This is a genomic window from Gemmatimonadota bacterium (assembly GCA_022560615.1).
Lineage (GTDB): Bacteria > Gemmatimonadota > Gemmatimonadetes > Longimicrobiales > Gaopeijiaceae > UBA1138.
Window position 1 is genome coordinate 38761 of record JADFSR010000003.1, and the last position, 22854, is coordinate 61614.

Sequence of the window (22854 nt, forward strand, 5' to 3'; positions counted from 1 at the left end):
CTATTCTTCGACGAAGAGCGTGCCCTGCGGACTCTTTTGCCCGTCGGGAATCGTGTACCCGAACCGGCGGAACGCACGCGGCGTCGCGACCCTACCCTGAGGCGTGCGCATCAGGAAGCCCTCCATGATCAGGAACGGCTCGTACACCTCCTCGAGCGTCGTCGCATCTTCCCCCATCGCGACCGCGAGCGAGCTCAACCCGACCGGCCCCCCCTCGAATTTCTCGATGAGCGTCTTCAACACACGCGCATCCATCTCGTCGAGACCATACTCGTCGACGTCGAGCATGCGCAGCGCGTCCTGCGCGACGCCCAGGTCGATGCGGCTATCCGCCCTGACCTGCGCGAAATCCCGGACGCGGCGGAGCAGGCGATTGGCGACTCGGGGGGTGCCGCGCGCGCGCTTCGCGAGCTCGGCGGCCCCGTCGTCGGACACGTCGATGCCGAGGATTTTCGCGCTGCGCTGCACGATCGTGGTGAGCTCGTCGGGCGGGTAGTAGTTGAGGCGCTGCACGATGCCGAAGCGGGCCCGCATCGGTGCCGTGAGCCGGCCGAACCGGGTCGTCGCGCCCACCAGAGTGAACTTCTCGATCTTCATCGTCATCGTCTGGGCCTTGGGACCGTCGGACAGTCGGATGTCGATGTGCCAATCCTCCATCGCCGGGTAGAGGAACTCCTCGATGATAGGACGAAGGCGGTGGATCTCGTCGATGAAGAGGATGTCCCCCGCACGCTGATTGGTGAGGATGCTTACCAGGTCGGCCGGCTTCTCGAGCACCGGGCCGGACGTCGTCTTGATGTTCACGCCCATCTCGCGGGCGATGAGCGCCGCGAGCGTGGTCTTGCCCAGTCCCGGTGGGCCGTGAAACAGAAGATGATCAAGCTCTTCGCGACGCTGCTTCGCGGCCTGGATCGCGATCGAAAGCGCCTCGCGCACCTTGGTCTGCCCGATGAACTCGTCGAGTCGGTGCGGACGAAGCGTCGGCTCCGCCTGCTTGTCGTCCGCGAGCGTCTCCGGGGTGGTGATGTGGGTGTGCTCGGTCATGGCAGGGAATGTAAGGTGTCGGTCGCGGGCGTGACGCGACCGCCTCAGCCCTTCGCCAGTGCCTGTCGGATCAGGTCCTCGGTCGAGTCGGGGGCGCCGCTCTCGAGCACGTTGCGCACCGCTTGATCCGCATCGGTGAAGGAGTAGCCGAGCGCCACGAGCGCCTGCACTGCCTCTCGCGCTCCACCCATCTGCCCGGGCGTACTCGGAGTCGCGATCGCGAGGTCGGTGACCCTGTCGGCGAGCTCCAGCGCGATCTTCTCGGCCCTCTTCTTGCCGATGCCGCTGATCTGCTGAAGCGCAGCCGTATCCTTCTCGACGAGCGCACGAACCAGCCGCTCCGCCGAGTACGTCGACATCATCGCGAGCGCGACCTTGGCCCCGACTCCGGACGCCGTGAGCAAGCGCTGGAACAGCGTGCGCTCGTGCGCCTCGATGAAGCCGTAGAGCGCGACCGAAGTGTCGGTCACGACCTGAAGCGTTCTCAGCTCCAGCGCGGCACCCGGTCCGGGGAGCCGCTGGAGCACGGTGAGCGGCACCTCGACCTCGTAAACCACGCCACCCCGGGTCTCGAGCTCGATCCGGCCGGTGTCACGGGCGAGCAAAGTCCCGTGCAGGCGCGAGATCATGTGGGGAAGCTCCCCATCAGAGCGTGGCACAGCGCGGCCGCGACCCCATCCGCCGCATCAGCCGGAGTCGGCGCATCTTTCAATCGGAGCTGCTGCTTCACCATGAATCCGACCTGCTCCTTGGAAGCGTTGCCGGAACCGACCACTGCCTTCTTGATCTGCCGAGGAGCGTACTCGGCGATCGGGATTTGACGCAGGGCCGCGGCCAGCAGGATCACCCCGCGCACGTGCCCGAGCTTGAGCGCGCTCTGCGCGTTCTTGCCGTGGAAGACGTTCTCGACCGATACCGCGAAAGGTTCGTGTCGCTCGATGAGGCCGGCGACGCCCTCGAAGATCTCACGAATCCGGTTCGCGAGGGTCTCCTTGGTGGACGTCCGGATGACCCCGCACTCCACCAGCGAGACGGCGCCGCCACTTCGGCGCGCGACGACGCCGTACCCTGTGGCCGCCGTACCTGGGTCGATGCCGAGGATGATGACTTCTTCCGAGCTGCGTCCGTCCGTCACGTGTACGTGGGCTCCGCCCGCGTCACATCGCCTCGGCGAGAACCGCCTCGTCGATATCGGCGTTGGAATGAACCTTTTGCACGTCGTCGAGATCGTCGAGCCAGTGGAGCAGCTTCAGCAGCCTAACGGCATCTTTGCCGGTCACCGCCATCTCGTTCTTCGCGATCCGTGTGAGCTCGGCCGAGGTGATTTCGATTCCGGCCTTCTCGAGGCCGGCCTGAACTCTCATGAAGTCGGCGGGCTCAGCCGTGACGACGAACTCGTCGCCATAGTCCGCTACATCCTCCGCGCCCGCATCGATCGCCGCCTCGAAAACCGAGTCCTCGCTGTAGCGAGAGGCGTCGATGGTAAACACGCCCTTCCGCTCGAACTGCCAGGCGACCGACCCGTCGGTCCCGAGGCTGCCGTCGAACTTCGCCAGCGCGTGGCGCACGTCCGCGACCGTCCGGTTGGTGTTGTCCGTGAGACACTCGATGAAGAGCGCCACACCGCCAGGGCCGTAACCCTCGTAAGTGATCTCCTCGTAGCTCACGCCCTCGAGCTCGCCCGTGCCTTTCTTGATCGCCCGCTCGATGTTGTCGGCAGGCATGGAGTTGGACTTCGCGGTGTCGACTGCGAGCCGGAGGCGCGCGTTGTACTCGGGGTCACCGCCGCCCTCGCGCGCCGCGACGGTGATCTCTCGGATGAGCTTGGTGAAGAGGGCCCCGCGCTTTGCGTCGTTGGCGCCCTTCTTGCGCTTGATCTTGGACCACTTGTTATGGCCGGACACGAGTCCTCCCCTTGTCCTGCATTCGGTGCATCGGTTCGGGGCTCAAAAGTACGCCGTGGTGTGGTGGCGGATCAATCGTGCGGCCGTGGCGACCCACACGCCGGCCCTTCTAGCGCCCCCTGCCGAAGCCTCCGCCACCAAAGCCCCCAAAACCGGCGCGGCGGAAGCGGTTGTTCACGACGTTGTTGAAGATCGAGCCGAACTGAATGGAGAAGCCGACCTGGAGACCGTAGTTGAACGACGTAGCCCGCTGGCGAAGCCGGAGCAGAGCCTCCTCGTCCGTCGTGCCACCGGCCGACAGGTAGATCTGGTCGTCGACCCACGCTACGTCCCCACGCGCGTTCACGCTGAGGCCGCGCACGATGCGGAAGTCGATATCGCCGCGCAGGGAGAGGTTGTTGCGCTCGAAGTCGTGCAGGTAGTGCGAGCCCCTGATGCTGAAAGAGGCATCGCCCCAGGTCTGACGCTGGGAGAACTGAATCTGAAGCGACTGCTCGAATCGTGTCTCCGAGTCCTCGCCGAGCAAGGTCGTCTCGAAGTAGTTGCGGTACCCGGGCCCGATCTTGTAGTAGAACGTGAACGAGCGCCTCGTCGCCTCGTCGTACGGGAAAACGCTGTACTCTACGCCAGGCGTGAGCTCGGCCCTGAAGTCTTGATTGGTCCGGGTACTTCGCCCGGCAGTGCCCTCGAAGCCGACGGACCAGTGGTCGGCGATCGAATAGACGACGAGAGGGTTGAAGCCGTAGTCGGTTCGCACATCGAGGAAGTCGCCGTCGTCCAGTTCGATGTCTACCCGGTTGTGGTTGACGTTTCCGCGTAGATTGATCTTCCAAGTCGGAGTCACGCGGCTCGCCGAGAGGCTCCCGGTGACACGTGTAGTGCTGCGTGTGGACTCACCGTCCAGATTTGCGCTCCCGCTGATACGGAAGGCCCACAGGTTCCACGGATCGTCTACCTCGTCCCGGGACACGAGTCGCTGCCCCTGCCCCGCGCTTTCGGGATCGGGGCGCGTGAGCGTCACGAGCCCGCGATACCCCGCCGTGTTCGCGAAGAGTGCCAACCCGATGCCCAGCATGTGCGAGATCTGGTCGAGCTGCTCACGGTCCGTGTCCGTGGAGAGCGTCTGGAAGAGGTGCGTGTCTTCGTACCCATCCTGCGAGCCGTGGCCCAGGAAATCGAGACGGTACTCTCGTCCACCCGAGCCGGTGGTGAGGCTCGTCATGATGACGTGCACGTCCGCCACCTCCCGGTCCCGGACCCAGTTCACCCAGTCGATCTCAGTGCGGTAGTACTGGTCGTTGCAGTTCCGTCCATCGCAGTCGAAAAAGACGTTCGGACGGCTGTAGCCGTTGCTTTCCTGGGCCACCGCCCCGACGATCGGTGCGAAGACGAGCGCGAACGGGAGCAACAGGAGTTTATGGGAAAGGCGCATCTGTGCATTCGTGAATTGGGGGGGCACCCGACGACACCGGGACACGGCAAAGGGGTGGTTCTGTTGAAAACGAATGCTAACCCCGAGGTGTCACCGACAAGCGAGGAGGAACCCGCGCCTTCGTCGCTTGCTCCAGCACATACGCGTAGCCGAGCAACTCGGCCTCGGTCCACAGATCCCCGATGAACGCGAGCACGAACGGCGTACCGTCCTCGTAGTAGCTGTACGGCACCGTCACGACCGGTACGCCCAAGTGGTTGATGATGTTGCTGGGCAGCTCCGGCCAGTTGTTCGGCTTGTAATCCGGACGCTCCGGATCTTCAATCAAATCACGGTTCGGCGCGCCCGCCTGGGGGAAGAAGAGCCCGTCCAGATCGTGCTCTTCGAGCACGCCGCGATACAGCTCACGCATCCGCATACGCCACGCCTGGAAGGCATCCCCGGCCTCGGTCGCACTCGGCCTCGCAGGCGGCGCGGGGCCGCGCCCGCCACGCCCGCCACGCCCACCGCGCCTACGTCCCCACCGGAACTCCCGGCCGCTCAGAGCCTCCCATTCCTCGACGCTATCGAACGGAGCGTTCGGCCCCAGGCCCTGCATATAGACGAGCATGTCGTATGCGCGCTGCGAAGGGACCCGGCCGCGCTCGCCATACAGCTCGATGAAGCCGCTGCCCTCGAACGGATCCTCCACGACCTCGGCACCAAGACTTTCCAGCGTGGCGATCGCGTCCCGGTACTCGGCCTCGGTCAGCGGATCGAGTGGGAGCCACTGGCTGCGCCAGCCAGGACCCACGAGCCCGAAGCGCTTGCCCTCGAGCGTCGCACTGTCGAGCGCAGCGAGATAGCCACCCTCGGGCATGTGACCCACCGCAGCGTACGTCGCGGGATCCTCGGGCGTCGGACCCGCGATCACATCGAGCGTCCGGGCTGCATCGCGCACCGTGCGAGCCAGCGGGCCTACCACGTCTACGTATGTCCCGCTCACCGGCACGATGCCCTCGATAGGAGCGAGACCGTATGTGGCCTTCACCGCGACCAGCCCTTGAGCCGAAGCCGGGTTTTGCAGCGAACCACCCGTCTCGGTCCCGAGCCCGAGCACCGCGAAGCTGGCGTTGACCGCGGTCGCGGTCCCACCGCTCGACCCACCGGGCACCTTGTCCACGTTGTACGGGTTGAGCGTCACCCCGGCGACGGTGCTCTCGGTGCGCGTCCCATGGCCCGCGAAATCGGGCAGGTTGGTCTTTCCGAGTATGATCGCGCCGGCGGCCCGGAGGCGGTCGACGACGGCGGCGTTGTCGTCCGGGATCATGTCGACGCCACCGGTCGCGCTGCTGAAGCCTTCGAAGCCCGCCGTCGTGACTCGTCCGGCCTGGTCGATGTTGTCCTTGATGACGACGGGCACGCCGTGCAGCGGGCCCACGGGCCCAGTGGAAGCGTACAGCTCGTCCAGATCGGCAGCGATGAGCAACGCGTCGGGGTTCATCGAGATGAACGCGTTGTAGTGGTCCTCGTACTGTTCGATGCGATCGAGGAATGCGCGCGTGAGCTCTACCGCAGTGTATTCCCCGTCGGCGTATGCGGCCTGGATCTGGTCGACGGTGAGTTCCACGACGTCGATCGCTTGGGCGCTCGCAACAGAGGGGCACCAACACATCGCCCCAGCCCAAAGCCACCGACGCATGGTCCGCAAGCTCAGCCCCCGTCCTGCCCCTCGCCATCCTCGGAGATCGGCCGGGTGCGAATCGTCGGATACTCGATCCCGAGCTGCTCGAGATACGTGTCGAAGCGCGTCGCGTCGAAGTAGAAGGGACGCATCAGGGGGCGCCACCGCGCCATCTTGTCCTCGTTAAGCCAGATCGCAGGTTGGTCCGTCGGCGCGATGAACGGAATGTATTCCGTTTCAACGGTCTGTACGTCGTTGAAGTAGTCCCAGGCGGCTTCGACGGTCTCCCCATCGAGAAAGAGGTCGAGCAGTGTCAGAGCCTGGACCTTCGCGCCCGCGACTCCACCCTTGTGCGCGATCGGGGTCGCCATCGCGATTCCGTTCGCCCAGTTGTGTCCGGGACCGCCACTCATGTTCGACGGATAGCGGAGCGTCACGGTGGGCATGTTCCAGGAAACGTCGCCGATGTCGTCCGAGCCGCCGCCGAGGGATCGCGACAGGTCGACCGGACCACGAAGAGAGCCGATCGTGTCCGGAAGGCCGGTGATGTCAACCCCCATCTCGGCCTGGAACGCCTCGGCGAAGCGCCGGTCGTCGTCGCTCCACTCCGGCATGCCTACGCGCTCGATATTGGCGTAGGTGACCTCCGCGACCGGCTTGCTGAAGTGCCGACCCCACGCCGATCCGACCGTCATGATCGTGTCGACCTGGGTGCCCGTCATGAGGGCCGCGCCCTGGGCCATCAGGACCGCCGCGTCGTATTGCTCCTTGGTGAGCTCGTAGTCACGCTCCCGGAAGTAGAACCAGATCGTCGCGGTTTGAGGCACCACGTTGGGCTGGTCGCCACCCTCGACGATGATGTAGTGCGACCGCGCCGCCGGCCGCAGGTGCTCGCGCTTGAACTCCCACGCCTGCCCCATGAGCATAATGGCATCGAGCGCGGAGCGGCCCCGCCACGGTGACCCCGCCGAGTGAGCGCTTTCACCCGTGAAGCGGAACTGAACCGACCAGAGCGCGTTTCCTCCGGCCTGCCCCCAGCTCATGCCGAAGCCGTTTGACACGTGCGTGAAGAGGTTCACATCGACGCCGTCGAAGACGCCTTCGCGGACAAAAAACGCTTTCGACGCAACCAACTCCTCCGCGACGCCCGGCCAGAGCAGCAGCGTCCCGTCGATGTTCTCCCGCTCCATCAGCTCCTTCACGACTAGAGCGCTGACGATGTTTACCGCCTGACCCGAGTTGTGCCCCTCGCCGTGCCCCGGCGCCATGGGAATGATCGGGTCGCGGTACGCCACGCCCGGCTTCTGGTTCGACTGCGGGATGCCGTCGACGTCCGAGCCCATCGCGATCACCGGCGAGCCCGTGCCGTTCGACCATCGAGCTGTCCACGCGCTCGGTATGCCTGCGATGCCCAGCTCGATCTCGAAGCCCTCCGCCTCGAGTAGCTCGGTCAAGTAGCGCTGGCTCTCGAACTCCTGCATCCCGAGCTCACCGAACGAGAAGAGATGATCGATGATCTGCTGGACGAGCTGGGCTCGGTCCTGGACCATCTGCTCTGCTTCGTCCTTGAGCGCCGAGAGGCGGGAGTCGGCCTGCGCCGTGACGTCAGCGGCGTTGGCAGTCGTCACGGCCCCGAAGAGCGCGAGAAGAATCAATCGGCGCATGGGAAGCTCCGTACGTGAGTTGAGGACCAGCGAAGGGCACCCGACCAACATCGGTGTCAGGGGCTGCAGGATGCCCCATCACCGGCCGGGGTGCAATCCCCGTCGCCCGATGGCCGCCAACCTCAGCTCCTCCCTTGAATGGTTATAAGGGATCGGGTAGTATGAGGCGGCAGTAGTTGAGAACGACTCTCACTCGCAACCATGCGGGAATCTTCGGTGGCTCCCCCCCTTTTCTCGGCCTTGGCGCTCGTCGCCTCCATGCAGGCCGCCCCGAGCGACTCGTCACAGCTAGTCTCGCGAGAGGCATGGGTGATGGGCACGAGACTCGGAGTGGTCGTGGAAGCCGCCTCGGTGGCCGAGGCGAGCCAGGCCACCGAGAACGTCATCCGTGAGGTCGAACGGCTCGAGCGCATCTTGAGCACCTGGGATCCGCGGAGCGAAATGCACGCGGTCAACACCGCGGACGTCGGGAGACCGATCGCCCCAGGGGCGGAGCTCGTGTCCTTGCTCGCCGAGGCTGAGCGATACTCCCGCATCTCGGGGGCCGCCTTCGACGCTCGAATCGGAGCGCTCGTCGACGCGTGGGACCTCCGCGGCGCTGGAGTCGTGCCGGCGGCAGACGCGCTTCTGGCGGCACTGAAGGCCACGGGTGCGAGCGCCATCTCAGTCGACGAGCGCACCGGTATCGTCACCCGACACGCGGCCGCCGCCTGGATCGACACGGGAGGCTTCGGAAAGGGAGCCGCACTTCGTTCAGCGGCCCGTGGACTCGAGTCGGCAAATGTAGACCGGGCTCTCATCGATCTCGGCGGCCAACTGTGGGCGCAGGGGAGCGCACATAATCCCTGGTCCGTGTATGTCGCTCACCCTACGGAGCGACAACGTCCGGTCGCCCGACTCGAAGTGCACGGCGTTTCGGTCGCCACGAGCGGTACATCCGAGCGCTTCATCGAGATCGACGGCGTGCGCTGGGGACACATCCTCGACCCTCGGACCGGGCACCCTTCGCCCGCGTGGGGAAGTGTGACCGTCGTGAGCGCCGACCCGCTCGAAGCCGATGCCCTGGCCACCGCCCTCTATGTAATGGGCCCACAGGCAGGCCTCGCGTGGGCTGAGCGTTACCCGGAGTTGGACGCGCTCTTCCTGGAGGCGGAGGGCGGAGCGTTGACCGCTAGTTGGACTCGAGGCATGGAGCGGTGGTTGATCGAGCCTCCCGTCTCCTCGACCCCTCACCCGCAGACGCGAACAGAGCAAGAAGAAAACCACCGATGAAACGCATGAAAACGTTGTCTTGGCGAGTGGAGATCGCACTCGCGGCCCTAGTCATATCAGTCGCGCCCGCTCCACGACTCGACGCACAAGACGCCGACTCGGTGCGCCTCGCAACGCTGGAGCGCAGGATCGAGGCCATCACGCGCGAGCTGGAGCGCATGCAGCTCGGCCGCGACGTCGTCGAGGCGGATTCTTCGATCCAGGGCCTCGGGCCCGCCGCCTCGAAGGTGTACCGTGTGAACCAGGGCGTCTCCCTCGGCGGCTACGGCGAATTCCTGTATGAGAACTTCTCGGCGAAGCGGGAAGACGGCTCCGCGTCTGGCGCCCTCGACAGGTTCGACGCGGTGCGAGTGATCCTGTACGTCGGGTACAAGTTCAATGATCGCCTGCTCTTCAATTCGGAACTCGAGATCGAGCACGGAAAGGAGAGCTTCCTCGAGTTCGCGTACCTCGACTACCTGTTGACCGACCACATCGGGGTCCGCGGTGGAATGCTGCTCACGCCGCTAGGTCTCTTGAACGAGCTGCACGAGCCGCCCGTCTTCCTCGGCACGGAGCGTCCAGTCACGGAGAGCCGGATCATCCCGACCACTTGGCGGGAGAACGGCATCGGGATCTTCGGTGCCGGCGACGCTTTCTCCTGGCGCCTCTACCTGATGAACTCCTTCAACGGCGCCGAGTTCAGCGCCATGGGCCTTAGGGGCGGCCGCCAGAAGGGCTCCAAGGCGCTCGCCGAGGACATGAGTGTCGCGGGCCGCTTGGACTATACCGGCATGCCCGGGTTGCTTCTCGGCCTCTCGGCGTACAGCGGAGACACGGCTCAAGGCCGGGAGATCAATGGACAGCCGGTGGGCGGTCGTGTCCGCATTTGGGACGCACACTTCGACTACAAGACACGCGGTTGGGACCTTCGGGCGCTCGTCGCCGGCGCGCAGGTGAGCGACGTAGCGGCCATGAACGCACTCATCGGCCTGGAGGGAGCGGAAGGCATCGGAACGGACATGCTGGGCTGGTACGTTCAGGCGGGCTACGACGTGTTGCGCGCCTCCCGGTCCGCCCATCAACTGATCCCCTACGTGCGCTACGAGAGGGTGAACACGCAGCGCGGGGTCGCGCCGGGATTCTCTCGGAACCCGGCGACCGACCTGACCGTGACCTCGATTGGCGCGGCATGGAGGCCGATTCCGCAAGCGATCGCGAAGCTCGGGTATCAGATCCATTCCACCGCCGCGGACACGGGCGTAAACCAGCTGAACGCGTCGCTGGGCTGGCTTTTTTGACGCGCACGGGAGTGGCGGCAGGCGCACTCGCCGTAGTCGCGTGGGCCTCCTCGGTCTCCGCGCAGACGCTGACCCAGGACGAGGCGTTGGCTCTGGCGTTCCCGGGCGCAGAAGTGGAGCGGCGCACTGCGTTCCTGGACGAAGCCCAGCTCGCACGAGCGTCAGCGCTCGCAGGCCCCGATGTCGACGTGGAATCGACGGTGGTGACGTACTACGTCGCGATTCGGCGGGGAGAGCCTGCCGGCGTAGCCTACTTCGACGCGGATCGAGTGCGCACGCTCCCGCAGGTGCTGATGATCGTGGTCGGCACCGATGGCCGGCTTGCTCGTGTCGAGACCGTCAGCTTCAGAGAGCCGCCGGAGTACCGCGCCCCGGGCGGGTGGCTGCAACAATTCGCCGGCCGCGCACTGGATGACGACCTCTCTCTCAAGGGGGGGATCGCCAACATCACCGGGGCCACGTTGACCTCCGGAGCGGTGACGCGCGCAACGCGTCGTGTGATGGCGCTCCATGCGATCATCGACCCGTTCAGTGCAAACGCGCGATGACGGGTTTCCAGCGCTGGTTCCTGTACGGCTCGACGGTCGTGACAGCGGTGAGTGGCATCACCTACTTCGTCATGAAGCGCTTCCTCGAGCCCCTGGACCCGTGGGCAGTGATCAACCACCCGCTGGAGCCCTGGGCACTCAAGGCACACATCCTCAGCGCCCCGCTGATGCTCTTCGCCGTGGGCCTGATCACGACACAGCACATCTGGCGGAGCCTCAAGTCCAGCCTCCCGACCGGGCGGCACAGCGGCCGGATCGTGTCGTATGTCTTCGGACCACTCGTGCTGAGCGGATACTTGATCCAGGTGACGACGTCGCCGCTGACGCTCGAGGTGCTGGCCTGGACGCACCTCGTGCTCGGGGTCGTCGGCGCGGCGGCGATCGGCGTTCACCGAGGGGCGCTTCACGGGCGTCGGAGACAGCGGAAGGGAGCGCTGCCCGTGCTGCAGCTTCCCACCCAGCCGGAATCGACGGAGACCGACCCAACAGCCGGCCGCGCTAGTACTCCATCGCGGGCCGGCGCAGATGCCAGTCGGTCTCGGACTGAAACGCCTGTGCGACGTTCAGGATCTTATCGTCAGCGAAGAGGTCTCCCACGATCGTCGTCGTGAGCGGCATCGTCGTCGGGCTGTCGGCGTCGGGATTCCGAACACCGAAGTCATACGGCACGATCACGGCCGGGTGGCCGGTATCGTTCTTGAGACCGACCGCCCCGGAGCCGCTCACGAACATGTCGAAACCGTCCATCGCTTCGGCCATCTCCTTCATGAGGATGAGCCGGCGACGCTGGCCATTGATGTAGTCGAGAGCGCGCACGTCCCGTCCACGCCGGAATCGACCGCGGCGTCTGCGCTCGGCAGCTTCGAGGTCTTCGGGCAGCGGCTCAGGCTCCACGCCATCGGGGGCGATGTGATAGTCGAACGCCGACGCTGACTCGGCGCTGAGCTGGTCCATTCTGGCGCTCGGTAGCTCGCTCATCTCTCTGAGGTTGGCGCCGAGGTCGTTCCTCACGGTCGTCTACCAGATCGATCAGAGTCGTCGAAGTCCTGCGCGATGTACGCGTGATGATGCCGGACCACGGGGTAGAGGGGTGTGGTCGTGGACCTGCGTGGTCGGTAGATCGGCTGGGAGCTGGCCCTGTCGGGTACGGCGGCTGGGTGGCATCGGTGCCGGTTTCGTGGGCCGCGGTATGTCCTGGTCCCCATGGCGGAGCATGGGCGGGATCATTGGGCGTCGGCTGTTTCCTGGTTCGTGAAGGGGGAGACCCTGCTGAAAGACGAGGCTAATTGAACCGCCCCGAGAGGGACCATCCCCCATGCGAATGATCTTGTCGATTCCCTTCCGACCCATCCAACGTGCTCCAAGGCTTTCAGCCGTGTGGCCGAACATCCGAAGTTCCCTGTCTGCTTCGCGCTCGACCGCCACCTCCAACCCTTCGAGGCCTAGCTAGTTCGCATCCGGAAATTCACAACCGCATAAGAGACAACGAGTAACGGCGCATCCGGGGGTTGCCTTATCCATGTGTAGCGCGTAGGTTGTTGATGCCTAATCACAGCCTACAAGCACACAGGGGAGACCACCGAATGCGCCGTCACGAACAGCTGTCACTGGACCGCCCTTGGATCGAGCACAGACACGCTAGCGAACTGGCGAAGATGAGCCAGATCCTGGATAGCCATCCTGACATGGCGGAGCTGATCGAGCAAGACCTGGTGCGTGGCGTGTGCCATCCGGAGCGGGGCGCGCGCGGTATGAGTGGGGACCAGGTGTTGCGCGCTCTCGTGCTCAAGCAGATGAACGAGTTCAGCTACGAGCTGCTGTCGTACCATTTGGCGGACTCGGCGAGTTACCGGACGTTCTGTCGCCTCGGCGCACTGGGTTCGACACCCTCACGTTCAGCGTTGGCGGAGAACCTGAAGAAGGTACGGCCCGAGACGCTGGAGCGGATCCAGAGGATCGTGCTGCGGCATGCAGCCGAGAGCGGCGTGGAACGGGGCCGCAAGGTACGCATCGACGCCACGGTGGTGGAGGCGAACATCCACGCGCCGACGGACTCGAACCTGCTGTGGGACGGGGTGCGTGTGCTGACGCGGCTGCTGAAGCGAGCGGGTAAGCGCTTCGGGTTCGGGCTTTGGGCAGACCACAGGCGGCGAGCGAAGCGGCGCATGCTGGCGATCGAGAACACGGGGAGCAAGCGCAAGCGGGGGGATGCGTACCGGGACCTGCTCAAGGTGAGTCACAAGGTGGTAGGCTATGCCCAGCGGGCAGCCAACTACCTGTGTGTTCAGCACTTGGGAGACTCTGAGGCGCAGGAGTTGGCGAGTGAGCTCACCCATTACGTGGAGCTGCTACTGCGCGTGATCGATCAGACCGAGCGAACGAGCTTGAACACTTCGATCATGGAGGGATCGCGTCCGATGAGCTGCGGCTCGGCGCCCGTTTCGGCGACTCCTGACGGGTCCGTGGTGTCCCGACCTCGCTTCCTCCCTCCTTCAGTGGATTCGAGGTCGGCGAGGACGCGCCGGAGCGTGCTCCGGAGCTGGGTGAGGTCGAGGGGTTTGATCAGGAATTCGACCGCTCCGTCACGCATGGCCGCGGCCACTGTAGGGAGATCCTCATACGCGGTCATCAGGATCACGCTGGGCCTACGGTCGCGTTCCTTGAGAACCCGGAGAAACTCGAGCCCACTCATGCCGGGCATCCGGACATCTGAGAGCACGACGTCCGCCTCGCTCTCACTCAAGGCCTCAAGTGCCGCTTCTCCGGAAGCGGCGGTGCGGACACTCAGGGTTTCCGACTCCAGCGCTTCCGAAAGCACGGTCCGGATCTGATCGTCGTCGTCGACGATGAGGAGTTGATGAGACACGAGTACAGCGTAAGTGCTACCGACCCCACGTCAAGCAAGCGCTGGCGTAGCTCGCAAGCGCTGGCGTAGCTCGGCGGTCCAGTCGCGCAGCGCTTCGGGAGTGTGGAGCTATAAGGTCGGCGCGCTCTGCCATGGTCGAGCGGGCGAGCCGCCCTTGCTGCGCCAAGGCCGCAGCGCCCATCTTCGCCGGCCATGAGCGATAACGCCCCGCCGAGATCTCACTTCCTCCCCCGCACTCGTGATGGTCGGACCGCCACCGTCGCGTTCTTGGTGCTCTTTCTGCTCGCGATGCCCCCCATGACCCACACCGTGCTGAACCGCGCGGACCCGTGGATCTTCGGGCTGCCCTTCTTCTACGTCGCGCTGTTGGCGGTGTACACGGCGTTGATCTTGGTGCTCATCTGGGCGTTCCGCCGTGGCGTCTAGCGTAGGGTCCAGCTGATGGAAGCATGGGTCGTCGCAACGGGGATGATCGTTCTATACCTCGCGCTGACGATCGTGCTCGGTATCGTCGCGAACCGGCGCATGACCGGGGACATGGAGGACTTTCTGCTCTACGGGCGGAAGGCGGGCTTCGTCGTCCTCTATCTGACGGTCGTCGCGTCCTTCCACTCCTCGTTCGCGTTCCTCGGCTCCGGTGGCTTCTTCTACACGCACGGCGTCGGCTTTTGGGCGGCGGGAACCTGGACGCTGCTGGTAGGGGCGATCACGTACGTGATCGGCACGCGCATCTGGGCGTTGGGCAAGGCGTTCGGATATATGACGCCAGCCGACATGCTGGCCGACTTCTACGAGTCCGATGCCGTGCGCGTCACGGTTGCCGTCGTTTCGGTGGTCTTCACGATCCTTTACATCCAGGTCCAGGCGCAGGGGCTCGGCTACATCATAAACGTGGCGTCCGGAGACCGGATCAGCTTCGAAGCCGGCACACTCGTCCTGCTGATCGTTGCGGCGGTGTACCTGATGGCCGGTGGGCTCAGGGCGGTCTATTGGACCGACGTGCTGCAGGGGATCTGGATGTACGTCGCGATCTGGGTGGGGGCGCTCGTGCTCTCCTACGAGCTCTTCGGGGGTCCGCTGGAACTGTGGCGGGCCGTCTCGGAACAGCGGCCCGACCTGCTCTCGCTCCCGGGACCGAAGGGCTTCTTCACCCCGGGCATGTGGATCGGGATGACGATCACGCTTTCGTTCGGCATCGTCTTCCAGCCGCACATGATGATCCGGTACTACACGGCGATCGACGGGAAGACGATCAAGCTGCTCGGTGCCACGACGCCCATCTATCTGATGACGCTGTACATACCGGCTGCGATGGTCGGGTTGGGCGGCGCGCTCGTCATGCCCGGCCTCGAGGGTGCGGAGGCGGACCGGATCTTTCCGGAGCTGCTCTTCGCCTACACGAATCCGTGGCTGACCGGCGCGATTCTCGCGGGAGCGACCGCGGCGGCGATGTCGACGCTCGACTCGATTCTGCACGCGAACATGACGGTGCTCACGCGGGACGTGTACCAGCGCTTCATCCGGCCGAACGAGAGCCAGGGCCACTACATCAACGTGGGTCGCGCCATCGTGGTCGGACTGCTGGTGATCGGCTACCTGCTTTCGGTGGGTACGTTCGACTATCTGGTCGTGCTCGTCACGCTTTCGGGAGCGGGGGCGCTGCAGCTGATGCCGGCGATTCTGGGCGTGTGTTTCCCTGGCGGGCGCACGCTGACCCGTGCGGGCGTCGTCGCGGGAATCGCGGCCGGGCTCGTCACGTTGTATGTCACACTCGTGGTATCACCGCATCCGCTCGGCATGCACGGCGGGCTCTGGGGTCTGCTGGTGAACACCGCCGTCGCGTTGAACGTGTCGGCCTATACTACGCCGCCCTCGGCGGAAACCATAGAACGCGTCCACGGTGAAGTGGAGCGTTTTGTCTACGGAACGGAGGAATGAGAATGCTCGGGAAGACAGCTCGCGGCGGCCTGTTGGCATGGGTAGTCACACTCATGCTGGCGATGTCCATGCCGGCACTCGCGCAGCAACAGTCTGCGCCGCCAGAGGTGGGACCGGAGAACGGCTCGTTGGTGATCGTGGGCGGCGCGCTCCGCTCTCCAGAGATCTATCGGCGCTTCATCGAGCTCGCAGGTGGGCCCGATGCTCACATTGTCATGATCCCTACGGCCGGCGGCGCCGCGGAGTACGACCAGTACTACCAGGGTCTGAACCGTTGGCGCGAGAACGGCGCGCGCAACATGACCGTGCTGCATACCACGGATCGCTCGGTTGCCGACAGCGATGACTTCGTCGCGCCGCTCAAGACCGCCGACGCGGTCTACTTCTTCGGAGGTCGGCAGTGGCACCTGGTCGATGCCTACGCCGGCACGAAGACCGAAGATGAGATCCGAAAGGTTCTCGATCGAGGGGGAGTGATTGGCGGGTCATCCGCCGGAGCGTCGATCCAGGGCTCCTTTCTGGTCCGGGGCGATACCCGCACCAATACCATAATGATGGGTGACCATCAGGTAGGCTTCGGCTATCTGCGCAACGTGGGAATCGACCAGCACGTGCTCAAGCGGAACCGTCAGTTCGACATGATCGAAGTCATCGAGGCGCACCCTGAGCTGCTCGGCATCGGGCTCGATGAGAACACGGCGATCGTCGTACAAGGCGACAATTTCCAGGTCATCGGCGAGTCGTACGCGATCATCTACGACAGCGGGGCGACCACGGGTACAGACGGGAAGTTCTACTTTCTGGCACCGGGTGATCGCTTCAACCTGGCGACGCGGCAAGCGACGCGGGCCGCGACGACGCAGCGTGCCATCGACAATGTCGAGAAGAAGCCGTGGGGAGGCGGCCGCTGACGGGGCCGTGACGTGTCCCAGCCGGATTCGGATCGGATCGGGGCCTCAGTGCTCGACCTCAGACGCGCGCGCTCCCTGGCTACTCGTGGCCTCGGGCTCGCGGTGCTCGCGTATGGTGTGGCAACCCTAATGGCGGCGGGCTTCGTGGACCGTCTCATCTTCTTCCCTCCCGCGCCGTCCTATGATGAGGGCACGCAGGGGCTGGTTCGGCTCGAGAGCGCGACAGGAGACGAGATTGCGGCGTTCCACCTGAAGACCCCCGGAGCAGCCATCACCGTCTTGTTCGCGCATGGCAACGCGGAGGACCTTGGAGACGGCTTCAGCCACGCCGAGCGATACGCAGAGCTCGGGATCTCCGTCCTCTCCTTCGACTACCCGGGCTACGGCCTCAGCACGGGGAAGCCGACCGAAGAGGGCACATACGCCGCCGCGGACGCCGCCTACCGCTACCTGCGCGAGCAGCTGCACCTCGACGCGGCGGCGATCGTCGCACATGGGCGCTCGCTGGGGGGCAGCGTGATGATCGACCTCGCAAGCCGAGTGCCGGTTGGCGGGCTGATCATCGAGAGCTCGTTCGTGTCAGTGTATCGGGTCGTCACTCGTGCCCGACTTCTGCCCGTCGATCAGTTCGAGAGCCTCGCCAAGCTGGATGACGTGACCGCGCCCGTGTTGGTCGTGCATGGGCAACGGGACGAAGTGATCGCGCCGTGGCACGGGCGGCGACTCTTCGAGGCCCTGCCAGCGCATCGGCGCTCGTCACTGTGGGTCGAGGACGCGGGACACAACGATCTAGCCGAGGTTGCCGGCCAGTCGTACTGGGACGCGCTCTCGACGTTTGCCGCCGGCGTCGAAGACGCCTTGCCAGCCGGCGCATGAGTCCCCAAGTCATCCGAGCGCTAGAGAAGTTCGGAGCTTCCCGAGAGAGGTCCTCATGCTGGTAGACCCCCTGTGCCGGAGCCTGGCATGAATGTCTTCGTCGGCCTCATCGAGGTTCTGCTCACGATCAGCGTGCTGACTCACCTTGTGGGCCAATACCTCGTCGTGAACAAGCTCTGGCCCAGGCGTGCGGTGAAGGAAGTGTCGGAGAGCATTTCGATTTCGGCGGCGTTCTTGGGTTTGGCCACGTCCTTGCCGTTCCTGATCCACTTCGTCGTGATCCAACGTGATCCGGCGTCCGCCATCCGCATTGTGATCAGCATCGGGACGGGCATCGTCTTCGTCCTGATCGGCTCCGGACTCTTCGTGCGCCAGTACAGGGGCCGAGGCTTCACGGGGCTCGTACTCGGTGCGCTCCGACTCGAGCGCAAAGAGTCGGCCGATTTAGTGAAGGCGCTCGTGCAGCCCAAGGGAGCGAACGAACTCATCCGGATCTTCGAGACGATGGCCACGGTGGACAAGCATGTGGACACGCGCGAGATCGAGATGATCGAGCAGTTCGCGCGCCGGTGGCGCGTCGATCCTCCGTCACTGCGGGAGGGGGACGTGGAGGAGCAGGGCGACATCGTCGCACTCCGGGAGCACGTGGTCGCATACCTCCAGGTGTCACCGCCGCCCGAGCAGGCGGAGGAACTGCTGGACGTTCTGCATCTGTTCGTGCAAGCCGACGCGCACGTCTCAACGGAGGAGGAGCTCGTGCTCGAGGAGCTCACGGGACTGATCACGCAATACGTCTCGGGCTCGGCCGGTGAGCGCACGATGTACGAGGTCGTGATCGTGCCGCAGAGCGACGAGCAGATCGATGCCGTCCGGTCGTTGCTGCCGGGTGTCGAATCCAAGAGTGCTCGAGGCGGTACGGTTTTTTCTGCCGGCCGCTTTTTTTCCTCGAGGTACGCCGAAGCCGTGTGCGACAAGTACATCGCGCTGGGACTCTTTACCGCTACGGTGGACCCATGAGTTGGATCTCCAGGCCGCGCCAGGCACATGCCCTCTGCCAAGCGCCTGACCGTGCCCATTGAGGCAGGGGAGATGGACGGGGCCCACTGAGCCGGCTAGTCTGCCCCGCCGAGAAACTCCCGATACCAGAGGACCCATGGCCGACGAGAACAATGCCCGCCACGCGGAGTACTGGCGGCGCAACATCCGCTACGTCGGAATCCTGCTCGCCGTCTGGTTTCTGGTGTCTTTTGGCTTCGGCATCTTTCTCGTCGAGCCGCTGAACACGATCACCGTGCCCGGCACTGCGTTCCCGCTTGGCTTCTGGTTCGCGCAGCAGGGTGCGATCTACGTCTTCGTGGTTCTGATCTTCGTCTATGTGAGGCTCATGAACCGGCTCGACACGGAGTTCGACGTGGGCGAGAGGGACGACACGTGACCGCTCAGCAATGGACCCTCGCGCTCGTCGCGGCCTCGTTCACGCTCTACATCGGCATCGCCGTCTGGTCCCGCGCCTCCTCCACCAAGGACTTCTACGTGGCGGGGACGAGCGTGTCTCCGCTCGCGAACGGCATGGCGACCGCCGCCGATTGGATGAGCGCCGCATCCTTCATCTCGATGGCGGGTCTGATCTCTTTCATGGGGTACGATGGCTCCGTCTATCTCATGGGATGGACGGGGGGATACGTACTGCTGGCGCTGCTGCTGGCGCCGTACCTGCGCAAGTTCGGGGCGTTCACCGTTCCGGACTTCGTGGGCGACCGCTACTACTCACAGACCGCGCGCATCGTCGCGGTCGTGTGCGCGATCTTCATCTCGTTCACTTACGTCTCCGGCCAGATGCGGGGCGTCGGCATCGTCTTCGGGCGATTCCTCGAAGTGGATGTGAACACCGGCGTGTACATCGGCATGGCGGTCGTCTTCTTCTACGCCGTGCTCGGAGGCATGAAGGGGATCACCTACACGCAGGTCGCTCAGTACTGTGTGTTGATCTTCGCGTATATGGTGCCGGCGATTTTCCTGTCGATCATGGTTACCGGCAACCCGATTCCGCAGCTGGGGTTCGGGGGAGTCGATCAGGCGTCGGGAATTCCATTGCTGGAGCGCCTGAACGGCCTCCACCAGGAGTTGGGCTTCGCGGAGTACACGTCGGGAACGAAGTCCATGCTGGACGTTTTCTTCATTACGACGGCGCTCATGGTCGGCACGGCCGGCCTACCGCACGTCATCATTCGTTTCTACACGGTGCCCCGCGTGAGGGACGCTCGCCTCTCGGTTGGTTGGGCGCTCGTCTTCATTTCGCTGCTCTATACGACCGCCCCGGCGATCGCAGTGTTCGCGCGCACCAACCTCATCAACAGCGTGTCTGAAACCCCGTATTCGGAGGTTCCGGAGTGGTTCACCAAGTGGGAGGAGACGGGCCTGCTCAGGTTCGAAGACGCCAACGGGGACGGCCTGATCCAGTTCGTCGGGCCCGACTCCCCGTTGACGAACGAGCTCTTCGTAGACAATGACATCATGGTGCTCGCGAACCCCGAGATCGCGGAGTTGCCCAATTGGGTGATCGGACTCGTCGCGGCGGGTGGCCTGGCGGCTGCGCTCTCGACCGCGGCCGGTCTGTTGTTGGTCGTGTCGTCAGCGATCAGTCACGACCTGCTGAAGCGGTCTCTGATGCCGGATATCAGCGAGCGTGGAGAACTCCTCGCCGCGCGCATCGCGGCGGGAGCCGCCGTGCTCGTCGCGGGCTATCTGGGGGTGCATCCACCCGGCTACGTCGCGCAGGTGGTCGCGTTCGCGTTCGGCCTGGCGGCGTCGTCCTTCTTCCCGGTCATCATCCTGGGCATCTTCTCGAAGCGCACGACGCGGGAAGGCGCGATTCTCGGCATGGTTTCGGGCATCGCGCTCACGGGGACCTACATCGTCTGGTTCACGTTGATGCATCCCGAGCTCAGTAACGCCGACAACTGGTGGCTCGGGATCAGTCCGCAGGGTATCGGCACCGTGGGCATGTTGCTCAACTTCGCGGTGACGATGACCGTTTCGCGCTTCACGCCCGAGCCACCTGCGCACGTGCAGCGCCTCGTGGAGTCGATCCGAGTACCGAGGAGTGGGGCCGGCGAGGCCAGCGCCTAGCGCAGGTGGGAAGGCGCGCTTCAGCCTCACCTGCGCCCAGAATACGATCTCTCCGAGTGGCGTAGAACGACCCGCTCGGTCCATCCCTCCGGAAGTAGATTCTCGAAGAAGGCGGGCATAGCGGGTCCTTCGTAGGAAGCGATCCCCTCCGGGTGAATCGGCAACTGTCCGGAAAGAGGGATCGTCCAGTCTCGGTCGTAGACGAATCGAAACTCCCCGTTCCCGCGTGTAGCGAGCATTCCCACGGGCCAGCCATAGAAGAAGAGCGCGAACTCGCGGTCGGGGGAGCGCCAGCTGTTGCGATCAGCCTTCCGAGCCTTCGGGGTTCTGCATCCGGAAGACCGGGACCGCCAGCGAGGCGCCGGCCAGGGGGCCGACGATGTAGAACCACAGGTTACCCATCGAACCGTCCCCGGCGAGCAAGTCTACGATGATCGGTCCGATGCCGACCGCCGGGTTGAACGCGCCACCCGAGACCGGTCCGACCGCGTAGACGCCCGCGAGCACCGTGAAGCCGATGGCAAGACCGTAGTAAGAATTCCCCTCCGTCGCTTTGGCTGTCGCCACGTTCAAGATCACGAGCACCAGCGCGAACGTGACCAGGACTTCGGCCATCAAGACGGAAAGCGTGCCGTAATCGGTGCCGGGTGCCGGCGCGAAGGTCGACCCCGTGATCACAAGAACGGCTCCCCCGGCAAGCCAGGAGCCGAGGATCTGCGCGGCGATATAGGGCACGAGCTCGGACCCCTCGAGCTTTCCCCTCAGGAAGATCGCCACGCTCACCGCCGGGTTGTAATGCGCTCCGGAGACGTGACCACCCATGTAGACCATCACCATGAGCGTGCAGCCGATCGCGATGGGAGCCGCCGCCAATCCCGCCACGGCGGTCATCCCGATCGTGAAGACGAGAAAGAACGTACCGATCAGTTCAGTCAGATAGCGGGCCATGGGTCCGTGGGGTCGGGGATACGTTACGCAGCATAGTATGCCGGCATCTGAGATTGCGGGAGCGTGGTCCTCGAAGTCGTGCGCGTCAGGCAACCTCCGCGCGGAGGCAACCGCTGGGGTCCCCTCCTGCATCTACACCCGTAGTTTCTGTCACCGCCCCTCGATCGGAGCGATACACTCGATGGTACAGTCTCAGTCAGCCCCACGCATGCTCTCAGTCCTCCTAACCGCCGTTGTCCTGCTCGCGCCTCTGCCCGTGCGGGCTCAGCTGTCTCTCGGCTCGCCCACCGCGGTGTTTCCCGAGGATTTCGGGTCGATCCAAACCATCAGGGAGCTTCCGGACGGGCGTGTGCTCGTAGCCGATCCTCTGAGCAACGCGCTGTATGCGGTCGACATGAACGCGGGCACACGGGTCGTGATCGGGCGGGAGGGGGAGGGCCCCGAAGAGTACCTACAGCCCGACGCGGTGTGGCCGCTGCCCGGCGGCTCGACTCTGCTGGTCGATCTGGGCAACGGGCGACTCACCACACTGGATGCGGATCTCGAGTTCGTCGACACGAGGCCGATCGCGACGGGGGACCCCCGCCCCGGTAGTGACAGTCCGCTGGTGCTCGCGATGCCACGCGGCGTGGACGGGGAAGGGAATATCTATGCGGAGGCAGTTGGAATGGGTTTCAGTGGACCGACTCCCGACTCCGCGGCCATTCTTCGCATCTCCAGCACGGGGCAAGGCGTCGACACCGTCGCGATGGTGAAACGCCAGGAACGGAGGCGGACCGAGTCCGGTGGCGCGAACAACCGCAGCGTCTCTATCAGCCCGATCCCGCTCTCGCCTCAGGACGCGTGGGGCGTCGCGGCCGACGGCTCGGTCGTGGTGGCGCGCACGCTCGACTACCACATCGATTGGGTGAGCGCGGATGGCACAGTGGTTCGTGGCGCCCCGCAGCCGTTCGATCCCGTGCGGATCGGCACAGCCGAAAAGGAGGAGTACGTCGCGGCGCAGAGCCGGAGTGGTGGTGGCGTTGGAATGCAGGTCATGATCAATAACGGCGTCATGCAGATGAGCTTCCAGCGTGGGGTGGGTGGCCGGCGCGAGATCGACCAATACGAGTGGCCGGACCGGAAGCCGCCCGTGTACGGTGGTAGGGTGATCGTCGATCCGCTCAACCGAGCCTGGGTCCAGCGACACGTGGATGCGGGTGAGCCCACGACGTACGATCTCTTCGACCGGGCCGGCTCCCTGACCGGTACGGTCACGCTCGATCACGGCAAGCGGGTCATCGGGTTTGGAAGCAACTCGGTGTACGTGGTCACCTACGACGAGTTCGACCTGAACTACCTGGAGAGGTACGCGTTGCCGTCGACCTAGGCCCGGCGGC

General features: G+C 64.8%; 22 protein-coding genes. 12 read left to right on the forward strand and 10 right to left on the reverse strand.

Features of this window, described 5'->3' with window-relative positions:
• The 7 genes from ruvB to IIB36_02910 all read right to left on the reverse strand — a co-directional run bounded on the left by ruvB (nucleotide 1) and on the right by IIB36_02910 (nucleotide 7707).
• Nucleotides 1-1044, reverse strand: a complete 1044-nt coding sequence (ruvB, locus tag IIB36_02880; GenBank protein ID MCH7530690.1) for a Holliday junction branch migration DNA helicase RuvB — start codon at nucleotides 1042-1044, stop codon at nucleotides 1-3.
• Between the two features lie 44 nt (nucleotides 1045-1088).
• Nucleotides 1089-1673, reverse strand: a complete 585-nt coding sequence (ruvA, locus tag IIB36_02885; protein MCH7530691.1) for a Holliday junction branch migration protein RuvA — start codon at nucleotides 1671-1673, stop codon at nucleotides 1089-1091.
• Complete coding sequence (gene ruvC / locus IIB36_02890) at nucleotides 1670-2179, reverse strand: crossover junction endodeoxyribonuclease RuvC (protein ID MCH7530692.1); 510 nt, start codon at nucleotides 2177-2179, stop codon at nucleotides 1670-1672. Before ruvC ends, ruvA begins: the two co-directional genes overlap by 4 nt.
• A gap of 22 nt (nucleotides 2180-2201) precedes the next feature.
• Entirely contained in the window at nucleotides 2202-2948 is a 747-nt protein-coding gene (locus IIB36_02895) for a YebC/PmpR family DNA-binding transcriptional regulator (GenBank protein MCH7530693.1), read from the reverse strand.
• A 109-nt stretch (nucleotides 2949-3057) separates the two neighbouring features.
• Nucleotides 3058-4380 carry a DUF481 domain-containing protein gene (locus IIB36_02900; GenBank protein ID MCH7530694.1) on the reverse strand — a complete coding sequence of 441 codons (1323 nt, stop codon included), beginning with the start codon at nucleotides 4378-4380 and terminating at the stop codon, nucleotides 3058-3060.
• Between the two features lie 76 nt (nucleotides 4381-4456).
• Complete coding sequence (locus IIB36_02905; GenBank protein MCH7530695.1) at nucleotides 4457-5989, reverse strand: amidase; 1533 nt, start codon at nucleotides 5987-5989, stop codon at nucleotides 4457-4459.
• An 83-nt stretch (nucleotides 5990-6072) separates the two neighbouring features.
• On the reverse strand, nucleotides 6073-7707 hold the full coding sequence (locus tag IIB36_02910) for a peptidase dimerization domain-containing protein (protein ID MCH7530696.1): 1635 nt from the start codon (nucleotides 7705-7707) through the stop codon (nucleotides 6073-6075).
• A gap of 216 nt (nucleotides 7708-7923) precedes the next feature.
• Here IIB36_02910 and IIB36_02915 point away from each other — a divergent pair, with 216 nt between their 5' ends.
• The 3 genes from IIB36_02915 to IIB36_02925 are packed head-to-tail and all read left to right on the forward strand — an operon-like array spanning nucleotide 7924 to nucleotide 10807.
• Nucleotides 7924-8979: an FAD:protein FMN transferase gene (locus IIB36_02915; protein MCH7530697.1), complete on the forward strand. Its 1056-nt coding sequence runs from the start codon at nucleotides 7924-7926 to the stop codon at nucleotides 8977-8979.
• Entirely contained in the window at nucleotides 8976-10259 is a 1284-nt protein-coding gene (locus tag IIB36_02920; protein ID MCH7530698.1) for a hypothetical protein, read from the forward strand. The genes IIB36_02915 and IIB36_02920 overlap by 4 nt, the downstream gene beginning before the upstream one ends.
• The gene (locus IIB36_02925; protein ID MCH7530699.1) at nucleotides 10256-10807 is read left to right on the forward strand and encodes an FMN-binding protein; all 552 of its coding nucleotides are present in this window, start codon (nucleotides 10256-10258) and stop codon (nucleotides 10805-10807) included. The genes IIB36_02920 and IIB36_02925 overlap by 4 nt, the downstream gene beginning before the upstream one ends.
• A 498-nt stretch (nucleotides 10808-11305) precedes the next feature.
• Here the strand turns inward: IIB36_02925 and IIB36_02930 are convergent, their stop codons facing one another.
• A complete protein-coding gene (locus tag IIB36_02930; GenBank protein MCH7530700.1) occupies nucleotides 11306-11818 on the reverse strand; it encodes a hypothetical protein in 513 nt (170 codons plus the stop codon).
• 572 nt (nucleotides 11819-12390) lie between these two features.
• Between IIB36_02930 and IIB36_02935 the strand changes: the two genes are divergently transcribed.
• The 8 genes from IIB36_02935 to IIB36_02970 all read left to right on the forward strand — a co-directional run bounded on the left by IIB36_02935 (nucleotide 12391) and on the right by IIB36_02970 (nucleotide 20527).
• Nucleotides 12391-13638, forward strand: a complete 1248-nt coding sequence (locus IIB36_02935; protein ID MCH7530701.1) for a transposase — start codon at nucleotides 12391-12393, stop codon at nucleotides 13636-13638.
• 227 nt (nucleotides 13639-13865) lie between these two features.
• Nucleotides 13866-14099 (forward strand): hypothetical protein, encoded by a 234-nt coding sequence (locus IIB36_02940; GenBank protein ID MCH7530702.1) that lies wholly within the window; start codon nucleotides 13866-13868, stop codon nucleotides 14097-14099.
• A 15-nt stretch (nucleotides 14100-14114) separates the two neighbouring features.
• Nucleotides 14115-15611: a sodium:solute symporter family protein gene (locus IIB36_02945; GenBank protein MCH7530703.1), complete on the forward strand. Its 1497-nt coding sequence runs from the start codon at nucleotides 14115-14117 to the stop codon at nucleotides 15609-15611.
• 2 nt (nucleotides 15612-15613) lie between these two features.
• Nucleotides 15614-16522 carry a cyanophycinase gene (locus IIB36_02950; GenBank protein ID MCH7530704.1) on the forward strand — a complete coding sequence of 303 codons (909 nt, stop codon included), beginning with the start codon at nucleotides 15614-15616 and terminating at the stop codon, nucleotides 16520-16522.
• 129 nt (nucleotides 16523-16651) lie between these two features.
• Nucleotides 16652-17398, forward strand: a complete 747-nt coding sequence (locus tag IIB36_02955) for an alpha/beta hydrolase (GenBank protein MCH7530705.1) — start codon at nucleotides 16652-16654, stop codon at nucleotides 17396-17398.
• A gap of 87 nt (nucleotides 17399-17485) precedes the next feature.
• A complete protein-coding gene (locus IIB36_02960) occupies nucleotides 17486-18415 on the forward strand; it encodes a TerB family tellurite resistance protein (GenBank protein MCH7530706.1) in 930 nt (309 codons plus the stop codon).
• Between the two features lie 136 nt (nucleotides 18416-18551).
• The gene (locus IIB36_02965) at nucleotides 18552-18833 is read left to right on the forward strand and encodes a DUF4212 domain-containing protein (GenBank protein MCH7530707.1); all 282 of its coding nucleotides are present in this window, start codon (nucleotides 18552-18554) and stop codon (nucleotides 18831-18833) included.
• Nucleotides 18830-20527: a cation acetate symporter gene (locus tag IIB36_02970; GenBank protein MCH7530708.1), complete on the forward strand. Its 1698-nt coding sequence runs from the start codon at nucleotides 18830-18832 to the stop codon at nucleotides 20525-20527. Before IIB36_02965 ends, IIB36_02970 begins: the two co-directional genes overlap by 4 nt.
• Before the next feature lie 26 nt (nucleotides 20528-20553).
• Here the strand turns inward: IIB36_02970 and IIB36_02975 are convergent, their stop codons facing one another.
• Nucleotides 20554-20772: a HipA N-terminal domain-containing protein gene (locus IIB36_02975; GenBank protein ID MCH7530709.1), complete on the reverse strand. Its 219-nt coding sequence runs from the start codon at nucleotides 20770-20772 to the stop codon at nucleotides 20554-20556.
• Between the two features lie 58 nt (nucleotides 20773-20830).
• Nucleotides 20831-21475: an aquaporin family protein gene (locus tag IIB36_02980; protein ID MCH7530710.1), complete on the reverse strand. Its 645-nt coding sequence runs from the start codon at nucleotides 21473-21475 to the stop codon at nucleotides 20831-20833.
• A gap of 208 nt (nucleotides 21476-21683) precedes the next feature.
• Between IIB36_02980 and IIB36_02985 the strand changes: the two genes are divergently transcribed.
• Nucleotides 21684-22844 carry a hypothetical protein gene (locus IIB36_02985; GenBank protein ID MCH7530711.1) on the forward strand — a complete coding sequence of 387 codons (1161 nt, stop codon included), beginning with the start codon at nucleotides 21684-21686 and terminating at the stop codon, nucleotides 22842-22844.
• Nucleotides 22845-22854: the final 10 nt, after the last annotated feature.

Coding starts and splice junctions, on each gene's coding strand:
- IIB36_02965 (MCH7530707.1), top strand. CDS start 18,552: ATGGCCGACGAGAACAATGCCCGCCACGCGGAGTACTGGCGGCGCAAC.
- IIB36_02985 (MCH7530711.1), top strand. CDS start 21,684: ATGCTCTCAGTCCTCCTAACCGCCGTTGTCCTGCTCGCGCCTCTGCCC.
- IIB36_02910 (MCH7530696.1), bottom strand. CDS start 7,707: ATGCGCCGATTGATTCTTCTCGCGCTCTTCGGGGCCGTGACGACTGCC.
- ruvB (MCH7530690.1), bottom strand. CDS start 1,044: ATGACCGAGCACACCCACATCACCACCCCGGAGACGCTCGCGGACGAC.
- IIB36_02935 (MCH7530701.1), top strand. CDS start 12,391: ATGCGCCGTCACGAACAGCTGTCACTGGACCGCCCTTGGATCGAGCAC.
- IIB36_02940 (MCH7530702.1), top strand. CDS start 13,866: ATGAGCGATAACGCCCCGCCGAGATCTCACTTCCTCCCCCGCACTCGT.
- IIB36_02950 (MCH7530704.1), top strand. CDS start 15,614: ATGCTCGGGAAGACAGCTCGCGGCGGCCTGTTGGCATGGGTAGTCACA.
- IIB36_02955 (MCH7530705.1), top strand. CDS start 16,652: ATGGCGGCGGGCTTCGTGGACCGTCTCATCTTCTTCCCTCCCGCGCCG.
- IIB36_02960 (MCH7530706.1), top strand. CDS start 17,486: ATGAATGTCTTCGTCGGCCTCATCGAGGTTCTGCTCACGATCAGCGTG.
- IIB36_02920 (MCH7530698.1), top strand. CDS start 8,976: ATGAAACGCATGAAAACGTTGTCTTGGCGAGTGGAGATCGCACTCGCG.
- IIB36_02945 (MCH7530703.1), top strand. CDS start 14,115: ATGGAAGCATGGGTCGTCGCAACGGGGATGATCGTTCTATACCTCGCG.
- IIB36_02980 (MCH7530710.1), bottom strand. CDS start 21,475: ATGGCCCGCTATCTGACTGAACTGATCGGTACGTTCTTTCTCGTCTTC.
- ruvA (MCH7530691.1), bottom strand. CDS start 1,673: ATGATCTCGCGCCTGCACGGGACTTTGCTCGCCCGTGACACCGGCCGG.
- IIB36_02900 (MCH7530694.1), bottom strand. CDS start 4,380: ATGCGCCTTTCCCATAAACTCCTGTTGCTCCCGTTCGCGCTCGTCTTC.